Origin of the sequence: Streptomyces panacea, from assembly GCF_040560175.1 — a bacterium.
Lineage (GTDB): Bacteria > Actinomycetota > Actinomycetes > Streptomycetales > Streptomycetaceae > Streptomyces > Streptomyces panacea.
In genome coordinates, this window is the sequence record NZ_JARJHW010000329.1 from 1 (window position 1) to 3,584 (window position 3,584).

4 protein-coding genes are annotated in these 3,584 nt (G+C 70.1%); 1 reads left to right on the top strand and 3 read right to left on the bottom strand.

The annotated features are described in order from the left end of the window. On the bottom strand, positions 1-798 hold a 798-nt coding region (locus P3L51_RS35510; protein WP_354609491.1), incomplete at its 3' end, for a carbon-nitrogen hydrolase family protein. 326 nt (positions 799-1,124) lie between these two features. After that, positions 1,125-1,580, bottom strand: a complete 456-nt coding sequence (locus tag P3L51_RS35515) for an Lrp/AsnC family transcriptional regulator (protein ID WP_354609492.1) — start codon at positions 1,578-1,580, stop codon at positions 1,125-1,127. Between the two features lie 222 nt (positions 1,581-1,802). Here P3L51_RS35515 and P3L51_RS35520 point away from each other — a divergent pair, with 222 nt between their 5' ends. After that, positions 1,803-2,180 carry an ATP-binding protein gene (locus P3L51_RS35520; RefSeq protein ID WP_354609493.1) on the top strand — a complete coding sequence of 126 codons (378 nt, stop codon included), beginning with the start codon at positions 1,803-1,805 and terminating at the stop codon, positions 2,178-2,180. Between the two features lie 113 nt (positions 2,181-2,293). Here the strand turns inward: P3L51_RS35520 and P3L51_RS35525 are convergent, their stop codons facing one another. Further along, positions 2,294-3,166 carry an RNA polymerase sigma factor SigF gene (locus tag P3L51_RS35525; RefSeq protein ID WP_435594598.1) on the bottom strand — a complete coding sequence of 291 codons (873 nt, stop codon included), beginning with the start codon at positions 3,164-3,166 and terminating at the stop codon, positions 2,294-2,296. Positions 3,167-3,584: the final 418 nt, after the last annotated feature.

The window sequence follows — 3,584 nt, forward strand, 5'->3', positions numbered from 1 at the left end:
CAGGCCGGGGCGCCGGTCGCGCAGATACGGGTTGGCGGCGCGGGAGGCCCGCAGCAGTTCGGGATCGACGTCGCCGAAGATCAGTTCCTCGCCGCGTCCCGCGCGGGAGCGCGTGGTGCCGTCCGGCCCGGCCAGACAGCTCAGCCCGACGAACTCGAACGCGGACGCGCCCTCGCCCTCGGGTCCGGTCCGGTTCACGTACGCCACGTACATCTGGTTCTCGAAGGCGCGTACCGGGACGACCGATTCGGCGACGAACTGGAACGGGTGCATCTGGGCCGTGGGCACCAGCAGCAGATCGGTCCCGGCGAGCGCGTGGGCGCGTACGTTCTCCGGGAACTCGACGTCGTAGCAGATCATGATCCCGACCCGCAGGCCGCCGAGTTCGGCCTGCACGACCGGGGTGTCGCCCGGGGTGAACCACTCCTGCTCGAAGCCGCCGAAGAGATGGGTCTTGCGGTAGTTGGCCAGGGACGAGCCGTCCGCGCCGACGAGCCGCGCGGAGTTGTGGACGCGCGCGCCGTCCCCGGACCGCTCCGGGTAGCCGTACAGGACCGCGATGCCGTGCTCGTCCGCGATCCGGGCCACGGCCTCGGCGGCCGGACCGTCGGCGGTCTCCGCCAGCCGGGCCACATCGGCGCCGATCGCGTAGCCGGTGAGGAACATCTCGGGACAGACCAGCAGGCCCGCCCCGCCGGCCGCCGCCTCACGCGCCGCGCCCGCGATGACCTCAAGATTCTTCACGGTGTCACCGGGCCGGCCGGAACTCTGGAGCAGGGCGATACGTGACGACGGCATGGCGGACCTCGGGACGTCAGGTGTGCGGGGGGACATTCAGACGGTACGGCTCCGACTTCCGCCGCGACAAGGCGCCTCTGTTGCGTGTGGGCGGGGCAATCGTTGCGTGTTCGGGCCCGGAAACGGCGATTCGTTGCGCCGCCGGTCGTAGCCCGTTCTCCGCCGCGCGGCGCAGTGGGTGGGGACCAAGGTCAAGGCGACCAGGGTCAAGGCGGGATGCGGCGACTTCGCGGTGCTGCCCTGGGAGGCGGGGCTCCGAGCGGCGCGCCGTGACGGCCGGGGCTCCCGCGCAGGGGACGGGAGCCCCGGCACCGAGCCGATCGGCGTCAGCCCGGCGCGCCCGACGAGAAGCGCCTGAGCAGCGGCGAGAGCACCAGTACCGACTTCGTACGCTCCACGTACGGCTCCCCCGCGATCAGTTCGAGCACCCGCTCGAAGTGGCGCATGTCGGAGGCGAAGACCTGGACCACGGCGTCGGCGTCGCCCGTGACGGTCGAGGCGGACACCACCTCCGGGTAGCGCGACAGACCACGCCGGATGTCCTCGGGTGAGGTCTTGTGCCGGCAGTAGATCTCGACGAACCCCTCGGTCTCCCAGCCGAGCGCCGCCGGATCCACCCGCACGGTGAAGCCGGTGATGGCGCCTTCGGCGCGCAGCCGGTCGACGCGCCGCTTCACGGCGGGCGCCGAGAGGCCGACCTCGGAGCCGATGTCCGCGAAGGAACGGCGGGCGTCCTCGGCGAGGGCGTGCACGATGCGTTCGTCGAGCTTGTTCAGTCGCACTGCGGGCGGATCACTTCTCTGCGGGTGGTGGTTCTGCCGTGGCCGGCCGAGGGGGGCGGCGTGCCCCGTATCCGAAGTAGACCACGAGGCCGGAGGACCCACACATGATCGCGTACGTGTGGTGGGCGGCCCTCTCCGTGGCCGGGCCGCTCCCCAAAACAGGGCTTGATGGATGTCCGGAAACGGGGTAAGCGAGCGATTGAGATGAATGAGCCGCACAGCGTGATCGTCGAATCACCGCACCGGGACACCGCGTCCGCCCGCCGGGCCGCCGCCGACTTCCTGACGCGGCAATGTCCTTGGGCCGACCTGGACGCGGTGCTCCTCGTCGTGTCCGAACTCGTCACGAACGCCGTCCGGCACACCTCGGGCTGGTGGCGGCTGCGTCTCAGGGCCGCGCAGGAGTCGTTGGTGGTGGAGATCGACGATTCGAGCCCCCGGATGCCCGTGCCGCGCGACCCCGACTTCGCCGGCGGCGGCGGTTTCGGCTGGCACCTGGTGACACGGCTGGCGACCCGCGTGGAGATCCGGCCGCTGCCCGAGGGCAAGCGGGTGCAGGCGATCTGGGAACGCCCGGCGACGGAGCCGCGGGGCTGCTGAGCTGTGCCGGGGCTGCCGAGCTGTCCGAACTCTCCCGCGTACGCGTAAGCGTGACGGCGGGGAAGCCCCGAGTCCCAGGGCTTCCCCGCCACCACGCGTGATTTCCTACGAGGTCATTCGACGGCCAGCAGGCCGTCCCGCAGCCGTCCGGTGATCCGGGACAGCAGTCGCGACACATGCATCTGGGAGACGCCCAGCTCCTGCCCGATCTCCGACTGCGTCATCTCCGCGCCGAAGCGCATCTGGAGAATCCACTTCTCGCGGTCGTTCAGTTCGTCGATCAGCGGCTTGAGCGCCTGCACGTTCTCCGCCGCCTCCAACTGCGCGTCGAGCGCGCCGAGCCGGTCGGAGAGCGGGGACGAGGACTCGGCGGTGTCGTCCGTCGGCATGTCGATCGAGCCGGCGGTGTAGCCGTTGCTCGCGACGACGCCTTCGATGATCTCGTTCTCGTCGAGGTCGAGGAACGCGGCGAGTTCGGCCGTCGTCGGGGCGCGGTCCAGCCGCTGCGACAGTTCGTCCGTCGCCTTGGCCAGGTCGATCCGCAGCTCCTGGAGCCGGCGCGGCACGTGCACGGCCCAGCTCGTGTCACGGAAGAAGCGCTTTATCTCACCGACGATGTACGGGACGGCGAACGTCGCGAACTCCACCTCGCGGCTGAGCTCGAAGCGGTCGATCGCCTTGATCAGGCCGATGGTGCCGACCTGGACGATGTCCTCCATCTGGTCCGAGCGGTTCCGGAAGCGCGTCGCCGCGTAGCGCACCAGGGCCAGGTTGAGCTCGATCAGGGTGTTACGGACGTACTGGTGCTCGTGCGTGCCTTCCTCCAGCTCCGCCAGCCGGACGAAGAAGATCCGCGAAATCTCCCGCGCGTCCTTGGGCGCCACGTCACCCGGGCACTCCACGTACGGAAGCCCCAGTTCCGCGATGTCGGCCTGGTGGGTTCCGTACCGGGTGCTCTCGGTCGGGACTGTGCTCGCCGTGGACACTGTGTCCTCCCCTGCTCTGTTGGACAGTGCACAGCCCGTGTACCCAGACCCAACCCAGTCATGTCACCCGGATCCCGACCGGGATGTGCCGGGTCCCGGTCACCACGGCTGCGGCGACCGGGACAGCGTCCCGTGTACGACGAGGAAATGCCTGGTCGGAGGGTGTGAGCGGGCCGACCGTGACAGCCGTGAGGTGCGCCGCGGACCGGCCGGAAATTTCCAGGAACCGGCCTGATCCGAACGGCGGCCCTAGGGTATGTCGTTTGGATCAGGCTGGATCAGGGAGCGGGGTCTGGTGCCGTGGATCGCAAGGCGGAGGAGGGAGACATGGCGGAGCCATGCCGACCGACGACAACGCGGCGAGGCGCGGTGCCAGGGACCGCGAGCCCGGCAAGATCCGAACGACAGGCCCTGACAG